The organism is Verrucomicrobiia bacterium (assembly GCA_036405135.1).
In the GTDB taxonomy this organism is placed as follows: domain Bacteria; phylum Verrucomicrobiota; class Verrucomicrobiia; order Limisphaerales; family JAEYXS01; genus JAEYXS01.
Genome location: DASWYF010000039.1, coordinates 16697 through 31504, shown reverse-complemented (window position 1 = coordinate 31504; position 14808 = coordinate 16697). Strand labels below are relative to the sequence as shown.

Genomic DNA, 14808 nt, shown 5'->3' with positions numbered 1-14808 from the left:
AGAGTGTCAGTGAAGTAAATCAGTTATGGCGGTTGCAGCATCAACGGATGAGAGGGAGTTCGTTCACTATGTGGACGCGCAGAATCGTATCGTGCTGATCAATCAAGATTGGGTGGATTTCGCCGTGGAGAATGATGTGGCGCATCTGACGGAAGTTTTTATCAAGAAAGAACCGATCTGGAAATACATCAGCGGCATGGAGACACGGTTTGTCTTCGAGGTGATGCTGGCGAAGGTGAGACGGAAGGAGGGGCCGGTGGAGGTGCCTTTCCGGTGCGATGCACCGAATAGGCGTCGGTTCATGAAAATGACGGTGCGAATGAGAAATGATGAGTTGGTGGAGTTTTCCAGCAGAATAGTCCGAGAAGAGATGCGGGAGACACCATTGCTATTGGCGGAGAGCACGAGAATGACTGAGGAGATGATGCACTGCTGTGGATGGTGCAAGAAGATACAGATACCGAGCGGGAAGCATTGGGTAGAGGTGGAGGAGGCGGTGCATGAGCTGGACTTGTTCGCGGAGATGCCCATGCCAAGGATCACTCATGGGGCATGTCCAGACTGTGTGAAGAATTTGGTGAAGATGATGGAATAAGGGGAAAGGAGGAGGAAACGACTGTGAAAGGGGGTAACTGGGAGGATATTTAGGCTGAAGCACTTGGTGTTTCAGTTCGTCCAACTGATTGACAAAGCCCATTGAGGCGTCAAAAGTAGCGGTCATCTCTTTGAGTCATGAAATTGAGTCAGCGTTTCAAATTCGGCGCGGTCGCGCTAACGGGCCTGTTCACGGCAGGCGTTGTGTCCTCCTATGCAGCGGTTGATTTCGTGCGGCAGGTGAAACCTGTGCTGGAATCCGCCTGCTTAAGCTGCCACGGGGCAGAGAAGCCGAAGGGGGATTTCCAGCTTCACACGAAAGCGGCGGCGTTCAGCGGGACAGCTATTGTGCCGAAAGATCCGGCCAAGAGCCCGCTCTTCACGACCACCGTATTGCCGAAAGATCATGATGACATCATGCCGCCCAGCAGCAAGGAACCGCTGACCAAGGAGCAATCGGAGATTTTGAAGCAGTGGATCACGGAAGGTGCGGTCTGGCCGGATGGCGTGGAGCTCAAGCAAGTCCAGCGTATCAGCTTCGTGAAGGATGTGCAGCCGATCTTGGAGTTCAACTGCGTGGCGTGCCATCGCGAGGGACATGATAAGGGCGGTGTGCGGTTGGACGGCAAGGAGTTCGCTCTGAAGTCCGGCGATAGCGGCCCGAGCATCATCCCGTTCTTCGCGGAGAAGAGCAAGACGTTCACTTCCACGACGCTTTCCAAGGATGACGAAGCCTTGATGCCCCCAGCGGCCAAGGGCGGTCCGCTGCCGAAGGACAAGCAGGACATCCTTAAAGAATGGATCAATCAAGGTGCTGCCTGGCCGGATGGTATCGCGCTGACACCAAAGAAGGCGGATCAGGCGACTGGCGGCGACAACCTCGCGCTGGTGGTGGAGATGCATAAGCGCATCGTGGCGAACCAGAAGGAAAAGACTGGTGCGGACATGAAGCAATACAATCAGGTCATCCCCGGCACGTCCGTGGCGTTTGACATGATCCCGATCCCGGCGGGCACTTACAAGATGGGCACGCCGGATACGGAAAAGGGCCATAAGCCAGATGAAGGTCCGCAGGTGCAGGTGAAGATCGAGCCTTTCTGGATGGGCAAGACCGAGGTGACTTGGAACGAGTATGAACTTTTCATGTATCCAGAAGACCAACGCCTTGCTGCTGCCGGTGGCACGGTGACGAAGGATGCCGTGGTAGATGGTGTGAGCCGTCCGACCAAACCGTACGTGGAAATGAGCTTCGGCATGGGCAAGGATGGCTTCCCGGCCATCAGCATGACGCATCATGCAGCGAACAAGTATTGCCAGTGGTTGAGTGCGAAGACGGGGCAATATTATCGTCTGCCGACTGAGGCAGAGTGGGAATACGCCTGCCGTGCGGGCACAACGACGGTTTACTCCTTCGGCGATGATGCCTCGAAGATCGGTGAATACGCGTGGTTCGAAGGCAACAGCGATTGGAAGTATCAGAAGGTCGGCAAGAAGAAGGCGAATCCATGGGGCTTGCACGATATGCACGGCAACGTGATCGAGTGGTGCTTGGATCAATACAGCGCGGATACCTACAAGGTCGGCGCTGGCGGCAAGGTGCTGGATAATCCATGGGTGAAATCCTCCACACCGTATCCGCATGTGGCTCGCGGTGGTTCTTGGGATGACACGCCGGATAAATTGCGCAGCGGTGCACGCCGCGCTTCTGGTCCGGCTTGGAAGATTCAGGACCCGCAATTGCCGAAGAGCATCTGGTATCACACGGATGCGCAATTCCTCGGTATCCGCGTGGTGCGTCCTCTGAAGGTGCCAGCACCGGAAGAGCTGCACAAGATTTGGAACAATGGTGTGGAGAAGGATTAATTAACTGAACGAACATTCGGTCTGACAGTCCATACAACTATGAACGAATCCCAGAATTCCCCAGAGCGGCAGGACGTAACACGCCGCAGTTTCCTGCAGACATCGGGCGTGGCCCTCGGTGGCGCAGCCATGTTGGGCGGGTTAAGCATCGAGCGCGCAGCTCATGCGGCTGGCAGCGATGAGTTGAAGATCGCCTTGGTCGGTTGCGGCGGTCGTGGTTCCGGTGCGGCCAATCAGGCGCTCAGCACTACAGGTGCGATCAAACTCGTGGCCGTGGCGGACATCCATGAAGACAAATTGACCGGCAGCTTGAGCAATCTGCGCCGTCAGCATCCGACGAAGGTCGATGTGAAACCGGAGAACGAGTTCCTCGGTTTCGATGGTTATAAGAAGGCCATCGCCCAAGCGGACGTGGTCATCCTCGCGACACCTCCGGGCTTCCGTCCGATGATGTTCGAAGAGGCGGTGAAGCAGGGCAAGCACGTGTTCACCGAGAAACCGGTGTGCGTGGACGCTCCGGGCTTCCAGAAGTTCATGGCGGCCGCACAGGAAGCCAAAAAGAAGAATTTGAAGGTGGGTGTCGGTCTGCAACGCCATCACCAACCAGGCTACATCGAAACGATGAAGCGCCTGCATGATGGTGCCATTGGTGACATCGTGAGCATGCGCTGCTACTGGAACGGCAACACGCCTTGGGTGCGCCCCCGTGCGGAACTCGAGAAACAGGCCAATCGCAAGATGACGGAAATGGAATACCAGCTTCGCAACTGGTATTACTTCGTGTGGCTGTGCGGTGATCATATCTGCGAGCAGCACATCCATAACATCGACGTGATCAACTGGCTCAAGAAGGGCCCGCCGGTGAAGGCGCGCGGCATGGGCGGTTGCGAGACCCGCAAGGGCATCGACTACGGCGAGATATTCGATCATCACTCGGTCGAGTTCACCTATGCGGATGGTTCCATCTGCCACAGCATGTGCCGTCACCAGCTCGGTTGCTGGAACGAAGTTTCCGAATACGCCGTGGGCACGAAGGGCCGCAGCGAAATCCATCGCTACGTCATCACAGGTGATACTCCGTGGCGCTTCCGTGAGGAGAAGAAGGTGGATCCTTATCAGCAGGAGCACGACGACTTGTTCGACGCGATCCGTAACAACAAACCGTTCAACGAAGCGGAATACGGCGCGACCAGCTCCATGACTGCAGTTCTGGGTCGTATGGCCACCTACTCCGGCAAGGAGATCGAATGGGATGCGGCTATTAAATCGAAGATCGACACGATGGTGCCGGGCATCGACAAGGTGTCCTTTGCCGAGGCGTTGAAGATGAATCCGCCGACATTGCCGGGCAAGGATGGTTACTACCAGTTGCCGGTGCCGGGTAAGACGGTGGTCATCTGATAAGCGTTTGAATATTACAGGCAACACCCGCACGGCAACTCGTGCGGGTGTTGTCATTTTCAAGGTGATTAGAAGTGTGAAAACAAATGCTGTGAACAGACGCACTTGGCTGATGGGCGTGGGCGGTGCGTTCGTGCTGGCGGGGTGTCGTTCGGTGATACCTGTGAGTTCATCGGCTGAGTTGCAGCGCTTTGTTTTTCATAAAGGGGCGATGGGTACGGTGTTCACCATCACGCTGTACGCGCCAGATGAAGCAAGGGGAAAGCAAGCAGCGGATGCGGCGTTTGCGCGCGTCGTGCAGTTGAACGATATGATGACGGATTATAATCGTGACAGTGAATTGATGCGTTTCTGCCTTTCGCCTCATGGCCAGCCAGTGAAGTTGAGTGAGGATTTGTTTTCAGTCATTGCCAAGGCGCAGTGGGTGGCAGAACAGACGGATGGTGCATTCGATATCACGCTCGGACCAATCATCCGTTTATGGCGACGGGCGAGACGTCAGCGGGAATTGCCGCCGGGAGAATTCATCGCGGCTGCTAAGTTAGCTTCCGGTTATCAGAATCTGAAACTGGATGCCAAAAAACGTACCGCAACATTGCTCAAGCCGGACATGGTGTTGGATTTAGGTGGCATCGCCAAAGGTTACACAGCAGAAGAAGCTCTCAAAGTGTTGAAGCAGCAAGGGATAACTCGCGCCATGGTGGCAGCGAGCGGGGACTTGGCGATCGGTGATGCGCCGCCCGGACGTGAAGGCTGGAATATCGGCATCGATTCCATTGATGCAGCCGAGGGCAAGCACTCGCGCATTGTGAGCGTGAAGAATTGCGGCCTTTCCACTTCGGGCGATACCGAGCAGTTCACGGTGATCGATGGTCAGCGCTACTCGCACATCGTGGATCCAAAGACGGGCATCGGCTTGCGCGAGCGGATCGGAGTGACCGTCATCGCGAAACATGCGACCGACAGCGATGCCTTTGATACAGCTGCCAGTGTGTTGGGTGCTGAGAAGGGGATGAAATTCATCGAGGAAAAGACGAACACGGCTGCACTTATCGTGCAGTTGAAGGACGGCAAGATGGAGCAGATCGAATCGAGCCGTTTTAAGCGGATACAAAGGGTGCAGTAGGACTATTGCTGATGTCGATGAAGCTTCTTGGTGCACACCATTGGCGGTAAGATCGTGCGCCTCATGGAAGCCATGCGCGAGATATTGGATGTGTTCGAAGTCGGCCTTTAAAGCAGTGGGGTAAGATCGCCGATGAAGGATTCGATATCCTCCGTCGTCGTATCCCATGAGCAGACCAATCGGCAGCCGCAATCCCCGAACGTGGTGTAGAATTTCCATCCCTTCGCATACATCGCCTCGATGGCCGATTTAGGCATTTCCACGAAGACCATGTTCGTCTCCGTCTTCACTTCGAGGCGCAGGCCGGGCAGGTCGCGCAGCTTGGATTCCAGCAACTTGGCCATAGCATTCGCGTGACGCGCGTGCTTGAGCCAGACGCCGTTCTGTAGCACACCGAGCCACGGCGCAGACATGAAACGCATCTTGGAACAAAGCTGACCGGCCTGTTTGCAGCGATAGTCGAACTCCGCTGCCATCTGCTTGTTGAAGAACACGATGGCTTCACCGACGTGCAGACCGTTCTTAGTGCCGCCGAAGCAGAGGACGTCCACGCCCGTCTGCCAGGTGATCTCCTTGGGCTTCACACCGAGCGAGGCGACGGCATTGGCGAAGCGCGCGCCATCCATCTGGATCTTCACGTTATGTTTTCGCGCCACGGACCAGATCGCCTTCAGTTCATCCGGTGTGTAAGCCGCGCCGAACTCCGTCGATTGCGTAAGGCTGATGGCCTTGGGCTTCGGATAATGAATGTCGTTCCGGCGCGTGATGACGTGCTCGATGGAGGCCGCACTCATCTTGCCGTTCGGGCCGGAGACGAGTTGTAGTTTGGTGCCGTTGGAGAAGAACTCCGGCGCACCGCACTCATGCGTCTCGATATGCGCCGTCTCATGTGCGATGATGCTGTGATACGATTGGCAGGTGGATGCGAGCGAGAGGGAATTCGCCGCCGTGCCGCTGAACGCAAAAAACACCTCGCACTCCGTTTCAAAGATCTCGCGGATGAGATCGGACGCTTTGCGAGTCCATTCATCTTCACCGTATGCGGGGCAATGGCCTGTGTTCGCTTCCTCCAATGCTTTCCAAGCCTCCGGGCAAATGCCGGCGTAGTTATCGCTCGCGAAGTGACGGGTGCGTTTAGGTGTGTTCAGCATAGGCTTACTTCAACAAGTTCTCTTGCAAAAACATGATTGTCGCAAGGAATTGCGTGTCCGCGTTTTTCTTTTTTCCGAAGCCGTGGCCTTCGTCCGTGGCCATCATGTACCAGACCTTGCCGCCATTCTTGCGGATGGCTTCCACCATCTGCTCTGCTTCCGTGTAAGGCACGCGCGGGTCTTGCTGGCCTTGCACTACGAAGAGCGGCTTTTTGATCTTATCCGCATTGCGATTCGGTGAAATTTTCTCCAGATGTTCGCGCATCTTGGGATCACGCTCATCACCGTATTCCACGCGGCGCAGATCGCGGCGATAATCCTGAGTGTTGTTCAAGAATGTGACGAAGTTCGAGATGCCCACGATGTCATTGCCGCAGCGGATGCGGTCATTGTAATGCACCATGCACGCGAGCGTCATGTAGCCGCCATAGCTGCCGCCCATCACGGCGATGCGTTGCTTGTCCAGCTTGCCATCACGGTCGATCCAGTCGAGGAACGCGCCGATATCTTTCACCGAATCCTCGCGTTTGAAACCATTGTCCAGCGTGAGGAATGTTTTCCCGTAACCCGCTGAGCCGCGCACGTTCGGGTAGAGCAGGGCGATGCCCATCTCGTTCAGGTAATAGTTCAAGCGCGCTTGGAAGCGCGGGCGCGACTGGCTTTCCGGTCCGCCGTGGATGGACACGATGACCGGGTGCGGTCCGGGGAACTTCTTCGCATCCGGGCGATAGATAAAGCCGGAGACTTCCAAGCCATCGAAGCTCTTCACGCGGATCATCTCCGGTTCCGAGAAGGTGGAAGAATCAAGACCGCCTGTTTCGCTCTCCGTCCAGCGCTCTACCTTGCCATCCTTCACATCCAATGAATAGACATCGAACGGCGCTTTAGAAGAGCTAAGGTTGAAGGCGAGATCACGATTGTTCTCATGCCAGTTCAGGCTGGAGACGGTGCCGATGGGCAGTTTCGGCGTCTTATGTTCCTTGCCTGTCTTGGCGTCCATCAAGCGCAAGATGCCCGCACCGTCTTCATTCGTGACCAGTGCGATGGTATTGCCATCCTTGGACAACTCGAACTCATCCACATCCCACTTGATATGCGAGGTGTAAGGCGTGAATGCCTTCGTAACGAGATCGAATCGGCCAAGGCGTTGAAACTCGGAATCTTGATCCGTGGTGACGATCAGGCACTTGCCATCTTTCGTGAACTTGGCCCCGCCATAAGCGATCTTGGTCGCACCTTTCGGCGTGAGCAGTTCTATCTTACCCGTGGCGATGTCCAGCTTGTGCAGGTAGCTCTCATTGATGGAGACGTATTCCGCGAGCAGGATGCTCTGATCATCTGGCGACCAATCCGCCACGCCCCAGCCACCGCCCTTGAGGTCGATGAGCTTGCGATCACTCTTTGGATTAGCGGGATTAATCAGATAGAGGTCATTATCGCGACCCGTGCGACGTGTGGAGGTATAGGCGATCTCCTTGCCGCTGGTGGACCATTTGGCACCCGTGTTGCGTGAGGCCCCATCCGTGAGCAATGTGATCCGACCATCCTTTAAATCGAACCGGTAGAATTGATAGAACTCATTGCCGCCCTTGTCTTGGGCAAAGACGATGAATTCACCCGTCTTGGGCTTGAACGAGCCGCCACCGATCGGTTCGGACAGAAAGGTCATCTGCTTGCGGTTACCACCGGGGAACTTCACATAATGAAGCTGGGGGGTATCGGCGAAGCGCGTGGCAATGAGCATTTCGCGTTTGGTCGGGTGCCAATCCGCCATGCCAGCCCCGCGGAATTCCAGATAACGGCCCACTTCCTTTTGTAGTTCGGCAGTGATTTGCGGCACGCCTTGCACCACGAGATTGTCAGCAAAAGGGGCGGCTAGAAGCGGGCTGGCGGTCAGGAGAGCCAGGCCGAGGGCGAGACAACGGGTTGACATGGCCATGGTTGTAACTGAGGCGGAGGCGGTTGGAAATGCGAAAGAGGGGTAAAAGGGACGGAATGCGTGTGAAAAAACACTCGCCAAAAGGGGGGATTTGCCCAAATCTCGCCCTCCATTTGTAACTAAAATGTTTACTGGAACCTATACTGCGATTGTCACGCCGTTCAAGAATGGCGTCCTCGACGAAGCTGCGCTGGAGCGCCTCATCAAGCTCCAGATCAAAGGTGGCGTCGATGGTATCGTCCCTGTGGGCACCACGGGCGAGTCGCCGACCGTTGATTATGATGAACATATCCGCATCATCGAGCTGGCGGTGAAATTCGCCAAGGGCAAGGTCAAGGTGATGGCGGGCACGGGCGCCAATTCCACGAAGGAAGCGATCTATCTGACGAAGCGCGCCGAGGAAGTGGGCGCGGATGGTTCCCTGCAAGTCGCGCCGTATTACAACAAGCCGACGCAGGAAGGCCTGTTCCAACATTTTTCCGCCATCGCGAAGGCCACGAAGCTGCCGCTGGTGCTCTATAGCATTCCCGGCCGTTGTGGCATCGAGATCGGCATCGACACGGTGAAGCGCCTGGCCGATGCGCATAAGAATATCGTGGGCATCAAGGAAGCGGGCGGTACGCCGGAGCGCGTGAGCCAGTTGCGCCAGGTGGTGGACAAGGATTTCGTCATCCTGAGCGGTGATGATTCGTTGACGCTGACCTTTATGGCCGTCGGTGCGGATGGCGTGGTGAGTGTAGCGTCCAACGTGATCCCGAAGCAGGTGAGCCAGATGGTCAATGCGTTCGCCGCAGGCAAGCCCGCTGTAGCGCTGAAGCTGCACACGAAGTATTATCCGCTGTTCAAGAACCTGTTCATCGAATCCAACCCGGTGCCGGTGAAGGCCTCGTTGGAGATGATGGGTGTCATCGAAGGTGGCGTGCGGTTGCCGTTGGTGTCGCTCGCGCCGAAGAGCCAGGAAGTGCTCACGGCGACGATGAAGCAGTGTGGAGTGATCAAGTAAGTAGGAGCGCGTATGAGCACGACGAAGATTATCATCACGGGCGCGAAGGGCCGCATGGGTGTGGCCTTGCAGACTTGCGCGAAGAACATTGCGGGGTTGGAAGTCGTCGGCCTGATCGATCAAGGCGATGATATCAGTACGATCATCGACAAGTGCGATGCGGTGATTGATTTCAGCTTTCACAATGCGACGGCGGGCATCGCAGAATTGTGCGTGGAGCATAAGAAGGCGTTGGTCATCGGCACGACGGGTCATAACGAGGAAGACAAGAAGCGCATCACGGCGTGCAAGGCGTCGATCCCCATTGTGTGGGCATCGAACTATTCCACGGGCGTGAACACGCTGTTCTGGCTTACGCGCAAGGCGGCGGAAATCCTCGGACCGAGCTTCGATCTCGAAGTGGTGGAGATGCATCATCGCTTGAAAAAAGACGCTCCGAGCGGCACGGCGACGACGTTGCTGGAAATCCTCGGCGATGTGCGCAAGGTGCAGCTTGAGGAAGAATTGCGGCATGGGCGCAAGGGCATCGTGGGTGAGCGCACGAGCAGCGAGATCGGCATCCATGCGGTGCGCGGCGGCGATGTAGTGGGTGATCACACGGTCATGTTCGCGGCCATCGGCGAGCGGGTGGAGTTGACGCACAAGGCGTCGAGCCGCGATACGTTTGCGAACGGGGCATTGCGCGCGTCGCAGTGGGTCGTGGGCAAAGCACCGGGGATTTATAGCATGCAGGATGTGTTGGGGTTGAAGTAGTGGGTAGCGCTTGGCTCGCTCACTCCTCACCCCGGCCCTCTCCTCATTAGAGGAGAGGGAGAACATTTGGATGCGATCGGTTTGATTTCGAATCTTGAGTAATTCAAAAACATCGAACACCGGTTGCACCGGCTGGCCAAAACATCGAACGTCCAACATCGAAAGGGCTTACATTGCACTGGGGTCCAACTTAGGTGATTCTGTCCAAATCTTAACGGAAGCGATGAAGCGGCTGGCTGAGTTATCAGACCAGCCGCTTTTGCTTTCTTCACTATGGGCTACTTCGCCGGTGGATTGTCCGCCGGGTTCACCGGATTTTGTGAATGCGGTGGTGGGCTTGGTGCCGAGAGCTAGTGAGACGCCGGCGAGTTTGCTGGAGAAGTTGCAGGCGTTGGAGAAGGAGTTTGGGCGGCGGCCGAAGAAGGTGATGAATGAAGCGAGGCCGTTGGATCTGGATATCATTGTGTTTGGGGATGAGGAGAGGAATACGGCGGCGTTGGTGGTGCCGCATCCACGGGCGCATCTGCGGCAGTTTGTGCTGGTGCCGCTGGCGGAGATTGCGCCGGAGTTGGTTTTGGTCGGGCAGGGGAAGACGGTGAGAGAGTTGAGTGAGGGGTTGAGAACGGGTGAGCAAATTCGGAGGCTGAGTTAAGCTGGGGAGACTGGACCCCGACCAGAGGTACGGGGCACTGCATGCGGTGGCGCTGTCCCACTACATGGAGGAAGCAGTCGAGGGCGGCTGCGGTGCTTTTGCCTTGGACGTTGTTTCTGTGCTGCTAAAAGAGAGGCATGCTTTCCCATAGCGAACACGTTTCTCGGCGAAATTTTCTTGAGCGTGCGGCTGTCGCTTCGGCAGCGATCGCGAATTTTCCACTGAGTTCATTGGCGGCAGAGAAGGCATATCCCATCGCGGCGTTTGAGAAGGCGATGCAGCATCTAACTGCGGAACAGATGGCGGATATGCTGGCGGAGCTGGGTTTCATGGGCGTGGCGACGACGGTGAGGCCCAAAGGTCGTGTCTTGCCAGAGCGCGTGGAAGAAGATTTGCCGAAACTGGTGGAGGTGTTGAAGCAAAGGAAGTTGGAGATCACGGAACTCACGACGGCGATAACGGATGTATCTGATCCGTTATCGCAGAAGGTGTTGAAGATAGCGGCGAAGTTGGGGGTGAAGCGGTATCGCTTGGGAGCGTGGAAGTATGATTTGAAGAAGCCGATCGCGGCGCAGGTGGAGGCGATGCGGCCGGTGGTGAAGGACATCGTGGCATTGAACAAGGAGCTGGGGCTGACGGCTCTTTATCAGGTGCATTCAGGGGCGAGTTATTTCGGTGCAGCTGTGTGGGATATCTACAGTTTGTTCAAGGAGTATGATCCGAAGCGCATCGCCATCGCGTTTGATATCCGGCATGCGACGGTGGAAGGCGGGACGGCTTGGGAGTTGAATTTCAATCTCATCAAATCGCATCTCGGCCTGGTTTATGCGAAGGATTTTGCGTGGCAGGGCAAGGTGGCGCAGAACGTGCCGCTCGGTGAGGGGATGGTGAATCCGAAGTTTTATCAGATGGTGAAGGCGAGCGGCTATCACCCGCCGATCTTGCTGCATGTGGAGTATCCTTTGCCGGAAGATGTGAAGGTGTTGCGAGAGGCGTATCGCAAGGACTTAGCGACGTTGCGCGGTTACTTGGAGGCGAAGGCTTGAAGCAACGGCTTAAATCCGCGTGGGATTGGCTGGCGGTGCAGCCTTTAGGGAAACGCGTTTTCATCAAGGCGCTCTTGCTTGGGCTGTTCACGCTGGCGGTTTTCTTTCCGCGACCAGATCAGTTGGTGAAACAATTTCCGCGCTGGAAGAATCCGGATTCGCTCATCGAAACGGATGTGCCCTTCATGGTGGAAATCAATAAGAAGATCGATGAACAGTTGAAGCCGGATGGAACGAAATTGGAGGAGTTGAAGACGGTGGAGCGGTTTGTGTATCGCGAGGTGAAGTATGGTTACGATTGGGATGTCTGGGGCAACACAGATTACTGGCCGACTGTGACGGAAGTATGGGAGAGCAAAAGGGAAGATTGTGACGGACTGGCAGTTTTAGCCGCGAGCATTCTGAAGTCACGCGGATTTGAGGAGGTTCGGATTGTGGGGAATCTCAGTCATGTATGGGTGGCAACCAAGACGAACGAGGTGATGAGCCCACAGGCGGATAAAAATTTCCAACGCGTGGATGGTAAACTCAAAGTGAAGTTGCCGGGGGCGAACACGTTTTTGCTTTCATGGGCGCATATCAACAAGTTTCCGGCTGGGAGATCGCTGATACTATTGATGGCCATACTGCTCATGGTGGCGCATCCGATCTGGGATGGGGCGCGCTGGTGGCGGGCTTTCGGTATCGGCGCGGCCGGGTTGCTGCTCTTGTATGATTGGGGTGGGAAATATCTGCAGAGCAGTGCTGCAGGAGCCAGTTTGTGGTTTTGGGTGGGGAATGCGCTGGTGATCGGGGCCATCATCACGACTTGCCGCAAGAAATAAAATTAAGCCATTATGGCCCAGACGAGAAGATTTGCTTGTCGGAAAAGGCGGTTTGACGCATTAAGGACGAAATCATGAAAAAGCCCTTTATCATTGGTGTCATCGTGTTCGTTGCCATTCTGGCCATCGGATATGGAGTGGTGGTTTCGAACTTGAGCGGCCCCAAGGTGGAGGGGAAACGTGTGGTGGTGTGGACTGAGGAACTGGCTTCGCGTGATGGGGCGGTCCGGGAGAAGGCGAAGCAGTCGTTGCAAAGCAATGTGAAAGAATTTTTGCCGCACCTGGCAGGCATGATGAACGCTAAAGATTCGGAGGAACGTCAAAAATGGTCAACTGTGTTGAAAGTAGAGTATGTACCGGCCTATGGTTTGAGATTGAGCGCCAACCGGGCGATTTCATTTCTGGGCGCTTCGGCGGCACCCATCATCCCGCAGTTGATCCCGTTGCTGGGTGACAAGGATGCCGGTCTGGATACGGCTGGCGCATTGGCATCCATCGGAAAAGATGCGATCCCGGCATTGACTGAAAGTTTTAAGAGCAGTGATGCTCAAGTCCGCGCGATGGCCGCTGCAGCGTTTGCCCGCATGAAAACAGGCGAAGGTGTTTCCGCCTCGGATGCCCTGATGAAAGGGTTGCAAGACCCCGACGGCAATACTCGGAGCTGGATGGCGAAAGCGGTGGGCAAGGCTCAAGTGAATCCAGAAATGGCGATCCCAGCTTTGATTGCCTTGCTGGATGACAAAGATACTGGTGTGGTGGCGAACTCGGCGTCCGCACTAGGCTCATATGGTGCCAAGTCCAAAGAGGCTTTGCCAATCCTTCAAAAACTTGCCAAATCCCGAAACGAGGAAATCAGCGGAGCAGCGCAAGGCGCGTTATTGCAAATCAATGCTTCGACTGAAGATGCGGCTCCGGCCGCGGAGAAGTCCGCAGAAGCAAAATAGGCAAATGAGCAAAACCGGGACTCATCTGCCCTTTGTCGGACGGCGACTGACAGTGTTGTGTCTGTTGCTGGTGGTTGGCTTGTGGATCGGTAATTCGGCAATCAGGGCGGAGACACGCCCGCCTAATGTGGTCATCATCTTCACGGATGACTTGGGCTATGCGGATGTCGGCGTGTTCGGTGGCAGGGGTTTTAAAACACCAAACCTTGATCGTATGGCGAAGGAGGGGATTCGCTTCGTCAACTTTCATGTGAGCCAAGCGGTGTGTTCCGCTTCCCGCGCGGCATTGCTCACGGGATGTTACAACAACCGTCTGGGCATCCATGGCGCGTTAGGGCCGGGAGCGAAAGTGGGGTTGAATCCTTCTGAAATGACCATCGCCGAGGTAGTGAAGCAAAAAGGTTATGCCACAGGCATGTTCGGCAAATGGCATCTGGGCGATCATCCTTCATTGCTGCCGGTGAAACAGGGTTTCGAAGAGTATTTCGGAATCCCGTATTCCAACGATATGTGGCCGTTCCACCCGGAGGTGGTTGATCTGCCGGACGATTCTCCGAAGAAAAAGCGTTGGCCTGACTTGCCGATGATCGAAGGAGACAAGGTGGTGAATCCCAAGCTGACACCCGAAGATCAGACACAGCTTACGACTTGGTATACGGAACGGGCGGTGAAATTCATTGAGAAGAACAAGGCCAAACCGTTCTTCCTGTATGTGGCGCATAATATGCCGCATGTGCCGCTCTATGTTTCCGACAAGTTCAAAGGCAAATCGGAGAAGGGTGTGCTCGGAGATGTGCTGATGGAGATTGATTGGTCGGTGGGGGAGATTTTGCGAACGCTCAGCGTGAATGGGTTGGATGAGAACACGCTGGTGATCTTTACATCGGATAACGGACCGTGGCTTTCTTATGGAACGCATGCAGGTTCAGCAGGGCCTTTGAGAGAAGGCAAGGGGACGTCGTGGGAAGGTGGTGTGCGGGTTCCGTTCATCGCGCGTTGGCCGGGAAAGATTCCGCAGAACCGTGTGAGTGAAATTCCAACGATGACTATCGATCTGTTACCGACGATTGCGGGATTGGTGGGAGCACCGCTGCCTGAGAAGAAGATCGATGGGAAAGATATCTGGCCTCTCCTAAAGGGCGATGCGCAGGCGAAGAGTCCGCATGAGGCGTATTACATCTACTACGCGAACAACCAGCTTCAAGCCGTGATCAGCGGACAGTGGAAGCTGTTCTTCCCGCATACATATCGCACGCTGGGTGACAAATCTGGCGGCACGGACGGCAAGCCGGCAGAGTATCAAAATGCGAAGACAGAATTGGAGCTGTACGATTTAAAGAATGACTTGAGTGAAACGACGAATGTGGCTGCCAAGAACCCGGAAATCGTTGTGCGATTGCAGCAGTTGGCAGAGCTGGCTCGGGAAGATTTGGGGGATTCCTTGACTAATCGAAAAGGAAACGGGGTAAGAGAACCCGGCAGGGTGACAAATTAGCCTGTTACAACGGCTGG

At 55.6% G+C, this 14808-nt stretch carries 13 protein-coding genes; 11 read left to right on the top strand and 2 right to left on the bottom strand.

The genetic code is table 11. From position 1 onward, the window contains the following. The first annotated feature begins 25 nt into the window (after positions 1-25). From VGH19_19075 to VGH19_19060, 4 genes are all read left to right on the top strand, one after another. Positions 26-595 (top strand): hypothetical protein, encoded by a 570-nt coding sequence (locus tag VGH19_19075; GenBank protein HEY1173478.1) that lies wholly within the window; start codon positions 26-28, stop codon positions 593-595. 137 nt (positions 596-732) lie between these two features. Next, complete coding sequence (locus VGH19_19070) at positions 733-2457, top strand: SUMF1/EgtB/PvdO family nonheme iron enzyme (protein ID HEY1173477.1); 1725 nt, start codon at positions 733-735, stop codon at positions 2455-2457. A gap of 39 nt (positions 2458-2496) precedes the next feature. After that, positions 2497-3858 (top strand): Gfo/Idh/MocA family oxidoreductase, encoded by a 1362-nt coding sequence (locus VGH19_19065; protein HEY1173476.1) that lies wholly within the window; start codon positions 2497-2499, stop codon positions 3856-3858. Between the two features lie 91 nt (positions 3859-3949). Further along, positions 3950-4984: an FAD:protein FMN transferase gene (locus VGH19_19060; GenBank protein ID HEY1173475.1), complete on the top strand. Its 1035-nt coding sequence runs from the start codon at positions 3950-3952 to the stop codon at positions 4982-4984. A gap of 107 nt (positions 4985-5091) precedes the next feature. Here VGH19_19060 and VGH19_19055 read toward each other — a convergent pair whose 3' ends face one another. Together VGH19_19055 and VGH19_19050 are read right to left on the bottom strand one after the other, a co-directional pair. Continuing rightward, positions 5092-6135 (bottom strand): low specificity L-threonine aldolase, encoded by a 1044-nt coding sequence (locus VGH19_19055; protein HEY1173474.1) that lies wholly within the window; start codon positions 6133-6135, stop codon positions 5092-5094. 4 nt (positions 6136-6139) lie between these two features. Continuing rightward, positions 6140-8068, bottom strand: coding sequence for a S9 family peptidase (locus VGH19_19050; GenBank protein ID HEY1173473.1), 1929 nt, complete (start codon positions 8066-8068; stop codon positions 6140-6142). 130 nt (positions 8069-8198) lie between these two features. On the opposite strand from VGH19_19050, the gene dapA reads away from it, so the two are divergent. The 7 genes from dapA (at position 8199) to VGH19_19015 (ending at position 14791) form a co-directional block, all read left to right on the top strand. Continuing rightward, a complete protein-coding gene (gene dapA / locus VGH19_19045) occupies positions 8199-9077 on the top strand; it encodes a 4-hydroxy-tetrahydrodipicolinate synthase (GenBank protein ID HEY1173472.1) in 879 nt (292 codons plus the stop codon). Between the two features lie 12 nt (positions 9078-9089). Next, on the top strand, positions 9090-9830 hold the full coding sequence (dapB, locus tag VGH19_19040) for a 4-hydroxy-tetrahydrodipicolinate reductase (protein HEY1173471.1): 741 nt from the start codon (positions 9090-9092) through the stop codon (positions 9828-9830). A gap of 157 nt (positions 9831-9987) precedes the next feature. Next, entirely contained in the window at positions 9988-10482 is a 495-nt protein-coding gene (gene folK / locus VGH19_19035) for a 2-amino-4-hydroxy-6-hydroxymethyldihydropteridine diphosphokinase (GenBank protein HEY1173470.1), read from the top strand. Positions 10483-10619: 137 nt separating this feature from the next. Then, positions 10620-11528, top strand: a complete 909-nt coding sequence (locus VGH19_19030) for a TIM barrel protein (protein ID HEY1173469.1) — start codon at positions 10620-10622, stop codon at positions 11526-11528. Next, positions 11525-12352 carry a hypothetical protein gene (locus tag VGH19_19025; GenBank protein HEY1173468.1) on the top strand — a complete coding sequence of 276 codons (828 nt, stop codon included), beginning with the start codon at positions 11525-11527 and terminating at the stop codon, positions 12350-12352. The genes VGH19_19030 and VGH19_19025 overlap by 4 nt, the downstream gene beginning before the upstream one ends. A gap of 74 nt (positions 12353-12426) precedes the next feature. Continuing rightward, the gene (locus tag VGH19_19020; GenBank protein HEY1173467.1) at positions 12427-13296 is read left to right on the top strand and encodes a HEAT repeat domain-containing protein; all 870 of its coding nucleotides are present in this window, start codon (positions 12427-12429) and stop codon (positions 13294-13296) included. A 4-nt stretch (positions 13297-13300) separates the two neighbouring features. Beyond that, a complete protein-coding gene (locus VGH19_19015) occupies positions 13301-14791 on the top strand; it encodes a sulfatase (protein HEY1173466.1) in 1491 nt (496 codons plus the stop codon). The last annotated feature ends 17 nt before the right edge of the window (positions 14792-14808 follow it).